Origin of the sequence: Paraburkholderia sp. UYCP14C, from assembly GCF_004197395.1 — a bacterium.
In the GTDB taxonomy this organism is placed as follows: domain Bacteria; phylum Pseudomonadota; class Gammaproteobacteria; order Burkholderiales; family Burkholderiaceae; genus Paraburkholderia.
The window spans coordinates 1-6,042 of record NZ_SELS01000145.1 but is presented as its reverse complement, the minus strand read 5'-3'; the positions used below and the strand labels follow the sequence as shown (position 1 = coordinate 6,042).

Here is a 6,042-nt window from a genome sequence, read left to right as displayed (position 1 = left end):
CTGCATCCACCCCGCTGGTCGTCCCATAAACACCTCCTCAATTAAAGGTGTTGCGACGACCGGTTGAATCCGCCCTGGCTGCCCCGATCCGAATGCAGAACCAGCCATTTCTCGCGTCACCGTCCGCATTCGGTATGCGACCAACCCGTAGCCCTTGTTTCCGCAGTGCATGCATCACGCGGCGGTTACCATAGCTCGCGCCGCTCGCGGCGAATGCTCAAAAGCCGGCAGGCGTGACTAACCAATACGGCCTTCTACTGCCAATGGGTTACCAGACGGTAAATCAATTCAGTTGCCGGGCAAAGAAGGCCGACGCTTTTTTTAGCTGGGCGACTCCGCGGCGCACGGCTGTCTTTACAAGGCCCAATGACCGACACACTTCGCCGACCGACAACCCTTGGTCTCGTACCATCCGCGCTACTTCCAGCCGCTCCACTGGCGTCAAATTGTCGGCGCCTTCTTGTCATCTTGCTCTCTTTCCACGTCGATTCGGGATTGCCCTTCTATCGACATGCTCAAGGCAATTTGACCGCCACAGGCCGCCATTTCCGATCGCGATGACGCTTGCCGCTTCATTCATGCGTGTATGGGCCCGACGCGTTTTGCAAGATTTCCCAATGACGTAAAACGGTCTGCAAACATGTTTCCTGCTTGCCTAGTGGGATCACGAGCATGCCCGTAGCCTCGATGAGATCCGCGCGCTCCGTTCCTTGCAGCAGTCTGCCAGGACTCACCTTCATGGTCAGGACGAAGCGGGTGGTGCCGCGTTTCGTAGGAAGGTTTCGCCCAAGCACCTGATTGAATACTTCTCCGTATTCGGTCCATGCATGGTAGTTATTGAGGCATGCGCTGGCGCTGACTGCGTCCGACGCGAAAATGCCGAACTCGGGCATGAGGTAAACCTGATCATCTCGCCGCAGTTCGGGCGCCCGTTTGGGAAGAGCAACAAGAACGTCTTGGTCGATGCGGAGGCAATCTGCGAAGCGGCTCCGCGACCTTTCATGCGCTTCGTTGCGCCGAATACTGTATCACAGCAGACATCGTCGGCTCTGCATCGGGTATGCGACACTCTCTTTCGGGACAAGGCGCGCACCAGCAATCAGTACATGCACTCCAACACCTACCTGCTGGAGACAAAATCATTTGACAAATGGGACGAGGCCACGAGTACAGCTGGAGGCCGTTCTGTTCTCAAAGTTGCCGGCCGAAGTCTCTCGTAAGAGAGGCGTTCGTCGTTGGTAATGGATAGAGCGACTAGAACTCAGAATCAGCAAGGTTGATTGCTGGATTTGCCGCTGTACCTCCGGACACGGCCTCAGATTTAGGTTGATGGATCGGTTCTGCGCCTGAACTCGCGTGGCGAACGGTATTTCAGCGCGCTACCGGCTCAATCCGCCGCAAAGAGACTCATATTTTGAGTAGCTTAGGCGCAAATCACAGTTTCGGGCGTGTCGCTGGTATCTTTAGTCAGCGATCCAAGTGCGCGCAGAATCTGTCTCAGAGCATCGTCAGGCGTCGTTTTTGATGTATCCAAGTGCAATTCAGGCTTTAGCGGCACCTCATACGGCGAATCAATACCCGTGAACTTCGCCAGCGCACCCTCTCGCGCGTTTCGGTAAAGCCCCTTCGGATCTCTCGCCTCGACGACGTGCAATGGCGCATCGACATGCACTTCAATAAATTGCCCGATCGGAAACAATGTTCTCGCCGCGTCCCTATCGGCGCGAAACGGGGAGATAAACGACACGATAACGATCAGCCCTGCATCCGTCATTAGGCGCGCAACTTCCGCAACACGACGCACACTTTCGTGTCGACTCGCGTCAGAATAATCCAGGTCGTTATTTAAACCGAGACGAAGGTTGTCTCCATCGAGAAGCGCGGTATGGTGGCCCGCTGCATGCAACTCCTTATCCAGCATACGGGCTAGTGTCGACTTTCCTGCTCCGGACAGGCCAGTCAACCAGATGACCATCGGGCGTTGACATTTCATCGATGCTCGCCCGGCAGGCGTAATCAAAGCAACGGTTGGAATCACCGGGCCGGTGTAACGTGTTTCCATCACTCTCAGGTCTATATCTATGTATGTAGCAAAACGACGTCAGTCGCGCACATCACCCTCTGGATAGCGCTCAACGCAGCCCAAGGATTCGCAACTTCACGGCACGCTGGCGCTCACCACCGAGCAATAAGGTGCGGCATTCACACTGGCACACAAAAAGTTCGATGTAGTCGAAGGATGTCGTGCCAGAAAAACCTACCGTCGCCTTACCATATCTTTACAAACAACCGATCAGAATTCTCTCACGCACTCGGGTAAAATGGGGCGGTGTAATAAAAAAGCCACACTGTACAGATCAAACGCATCTTTACGACAGATTACAAAACATCGCCACGCCCTCCTGTGCCAATCCTCTTCCTCGACGTCACGCGACTTCTCACGCGCCTTTACGATGAGCTTTTGCCTACCGGCGTCGACCGCGTTGGGCTCGCTTACATTCAAAAATACGGTGCGAATTCCCGGGCGATCCTCAGCGAGCGTGGCTACACCACCGTTCTGGACGAGCGGGATTCACAGCAAACGTTCGCATGGCTTCTTTCATCGCGGCGCAATAAGAATGCAATCCGCGCTTTAATCATCCGCGCCTGTCTTAATCGCCTACGAGAATCAAGACTCACAGGCATCCTCCTGCACACTAGTCACAACGGCATGGAGTTCAATCGTTATTACGGCGGGATGACAAAGCGCGACATTCGCCCCGTATTCATGGTTCACGATTTGATTCCGTTGACCCACGCCGAATATTGCCGCCCTGGCGTCGACAGCACGCATCGCAATCGCATCCACACCGCGTTGAAGCACGCAAGCGGACTCATCATGAATTCGCAGGCCACACTCGACTCGCTCGCCGCGGAAGCCCATCGCGCCAACCTCCCGCTTCCACCAACAGTCGTCGCCCACCTAGCCTCCGGCGTCACCCCACGCCCACTCGCACCGCGCCCCATCGCCACGCCGTATTTCGTCATGCTCGGCACGATCGAGCCACGCAAAAACCACTGGTTCACACTTCACGTCTGGCGCCGTCTGGTCGAACAACTCGGCACAGCAGCACCAAAGCTTGTCGTAATCGGCCGTCGCGGCTGGGAATGCGAAAACGTCATCGACATGCTGGAACGCTGCGAATCGCTAAAGGGAGTCGTAATAGAAGAAGCCCACTGCTCCGACGAAAAACTGCACGCGTATCTGCAACACTGCCAGGCGCTACTCTTTCCGTCGTTCGTCGAAGGATACGGCATGCCACTCGCCGAAGCACTCGCGCTAAAAGTACCGGTACTCGCAAGCGATCTCGCCGTCTTCCACGAAATCGCCGACGACATCCCCGACTACCTGGATCCGCTCGACGGCCCCGGCTGGCTCGCGCGGATTCAGGCCTACGCACAACCGCATAGCCCCGAGCGTGACGCGCAGCTAAGCCGCATCGAACGATTCCGCGAACCGACCTGGGCCCAGCATTTCGAACGCGTCGACGCCTTTCTGGAAACGCTGCGCTAAATGGAGCAACGCGTCACCGCCAACGAACAGGCATCCGCGAGCCTCGCAATCGATCTGCGCAGTCTGACGCGCGGCTTTCGTTTGTGGAGCGGACTCCGTCAAAGCAGCGTCGAGCATGTGTGGATCGATCGATGGCATGGGCGCGTTGCACTACGCGTCGCACGTTTATTCGGCAAGCAAATCAACGCCGCGTGGCCCGGCCCGGTCTGGTCGCGCGGACCGTCCGGCACGCCGCTGTTGTCATGGTTTTCGATGCCGCTTGCCGATGCCAGCGCCGAGACGTTCGCCGCCGCGCTCAACGAAGTACTCACGGTCGCAATCGAACAGAATCGCAATTCCCCAACAGGCTCACAATCGCAAGGGTCGATGCAACAGTTGATGCAGCGGTTCGAGCGCAGTCACGCATCGGCAATTCGTGACGCGCAATCCCGCTGCCCGATCGCGCTGCTCGAACCACGACGCAAGGAACGCGTACTGCTCATCGACGAACGCGCACGCTCGAAAGGATCGAGCCCAATCACAACGCGCCATTCGCCCAAAGCTTTTGCGCGAATGCTACAAGCCGCAATAAGTGCCCATCCACAAGCCGAATTCTGGATCGCTCAATCAAACGATCCAGGACGAGGCCACTGGCTGTCCGGATCATCGGAACCAACACTGCCGGTCGGCACAAAACGCTTTGCCGACCACGAATCCCTGTGCGCGGCCCTGCCTCACGTCGATCACGTCTACACGCTCGGCGCATCGGAAGGCATACATGCGCTGTTGGCCGGCGCGCGCGTCCACGTATTCGCCGCACCGTATTACGCGGGCTGGGGACTGACGCATGACGATCAGCCGTTTCCCAACAGAACCGCACGCCCGACGCTCGCCACCTTGTTCGACGTGGTGTTCGTCCGCTCGACGCGCTATCTGAATCCGTCGACGCATGCTCCCGGCACACTCGACGACCTGCTCGACAGCATCGAGCTGCAGCATGCAGTCCAGCAACGCTTCGCCGATCTGCGCGCCGTAGCGGCACTACGTTTTCAGTGGTGGAAGCGCCCGTTCGCGACGCCATACATCACGGCGGGCGACTCGGCACTACGCTGGACAGCCGAACCGCAATCGGTGCAAACGCACGAGTGCGCGGTGCTGTGGGGCGCGCGCAGCGCGGAGGGTTTGGCACCAGAAGTCCGTCGCATCAGAATCGAAGACGGCTTCTTCCACTCGACGGGTCTAGGCTCCGACATGATCGCGCCGCGCAGTCAGGTGATCGATCGTCGTGGACTGTACTTCGATGCAAGCCAGCCAAGCGACTTGAGCATGCTGCTCAACGAAACCGAATTCACGGACACCGAGTTGGAGCGCGTCGCGGCGCTTCGCAACAGGATCGTGCAACTCGGCGTCACCAAGTACAACCTCGGCCGCCGGCGCCCTGCATGGACGGCACCTGCCGGCAAGCAGATCGTGCTGGTCCCCGGCCAGGTCGCCGACGACGCATCGATCCGCCTCGGCACACGCGCAATCGGCACCGCCGACGCACTGCTGCGCGAAGTGCGCCGTCTGCGTCCCGATGCATTTGTCGTCTACAAGCCGCACCCCGACGTGCTATCAGGCAACCGCAACGGACTGATCGATGCCCAGAAGCTCGCCCACGTCGTCGATACCGAAGCGGACCTGCTGTCTCTTGTCGATGCGGCCGATGAAGTTCACACGCTATCGTCGCTCGCAGGCTTTGATGCGCTGCTGCGCGGAAAAGCAGTATTCACCTACGGTCTACCGTTCTACGCCGGCTGGGGACTCACCCACGACGCACTCGCGCCACTCCCGTGGCGTCATCGCACATTGACGCTCGACATGCTATGCGCGGGCGCGCTGCTGCGCTACCCGCTCTACTACGACTGGAAAACACGCCTCTTCACGACACCGGAAGCCGTCATCGAACAACTCGCCCCACAAGCCGCAAGGCCGCTAGAAAAAGTGCGCGGCAACCGAATGCGACCGTTTCTCAAAGCTTTTCGCTGGACCCGCAATGCAATCGACCACGCGGTCTGGCGTTTCCAGCAAAAGCGCGCATCAAGAGCCCGCTAAAGAGCAATCCAGCAAAACAATCGGGATAGGGGCGGTCAGGTAACCTGACCGGTCCCCTCCCACACCACCCGGCATGCGGGTCCGCACCGGGCGGTTGGAGTGGTTGAGGTCGCCGGGTTTGTGTTGCTCCCGACCCGACGCCCGAGTTCGCCGTGATCTGGTTCGGCGGTCGTGCTTGCTCGCTGCCTGGGCCTGTCGGGCTTCACCCTATCCACCACGATGGCGAGCTTTGCTAACGCGAACATCTGAGCCGTGTCACTCCCGATAACCAGAGGGCCTGCCCTCCCACTCCTTCGGCCCTTCACCAGCAGCTTTAGCCTTCCCGGCCACACCGCCCAGCTACTACGGCCTCTGCTGACTTCTCGCTCCGGCTCGACGCCGTCGCCCTTTCAGGCATGAGGCGAGATCTCCCCAGG

The 6,042-nt window shown here is 58.9% G+C and carries 3 protein-coding genes and 1 pseudogene; 3 read left to right on the top strand and 1 reads right to left on the bottom strand.

Going from position 1 to position 6,042, the window contains the following annotated elements; all coding sequences use genetic code 11:
• Positions 1 to 692 precede the first annotated feature (692 nt).
• Positions 693 to 1,133: pseudogene (locus EVC45_RS47400) on the top strand (hypothetical protein); the annotation flags it as partial.
• Positions 1,134 to 1,423: 290 nt separating this feature from the next.
• Here EVC45_RS47400 and cysC read toward each other — a convergent pair.
• The gene (cysC, locus tag EVC45_RS43105; RefSeq protein ID WP_129964163.1) at positions 1,424 to 2,062 is read right to left on the bottom strand and encodes an adenylyl-sulfate kinase; all 639 of its coding nucleotides are present in this window, start codon (positions 2,060 to 2,062) and stop codon (positions 1,424 to 1,426) included.
• A gap of 342 nt (positions 2,063 to 2,404) precedes the next feature.
• Between cysC and EVC45_RS43100 the strand changes: the two genes are divergently transcribed.
• Together EVC45_RS43100 and EVC45_RS43095 are read left to right on the top strand one after the other, a co-directional pair.
• A complete protein-coding gene (locus tag EVC45_RS43100) occupies positions 2,405 to 3,553 on the top strand; it encodes a glycosyltransferase family 1 protein (protein WP_129964162.1) in 1,149 nt (382 codons plus the stop codon).
• The gene (locus EVC45_RS43095) at positions 3,554 to 5,626 is read left to right on the top strand and encodes a capsular biosynthesis protein (protein WP_129964161.1); all 2,073 of its coding nucleotides are present in this window, start codon (positions 3,554 to 3,556) and stop codon (positions 5,624 to 5,626) included.
• The last annotated feature ends 416 nt before the right edge of the window (positions 5,627 to 6,042 follow it).

Bases quoted from the DNA above. Each gene is read 5' to 3' on its own strand.
- cysC (WP_129964163.1), bottom strand. From the start codon at position 2,062: ATGGAAACACGTTACACCGGCCCGGTGATTCCAACCGTTGCTTTGATT.
- EVC45_RS43095 (WP_129964161.1), top strand. From the start codon at position 3,554: ATGGAGCAACGCGTCACCGCCAACGAACAGGCATCCGCGAGCCTCGCA.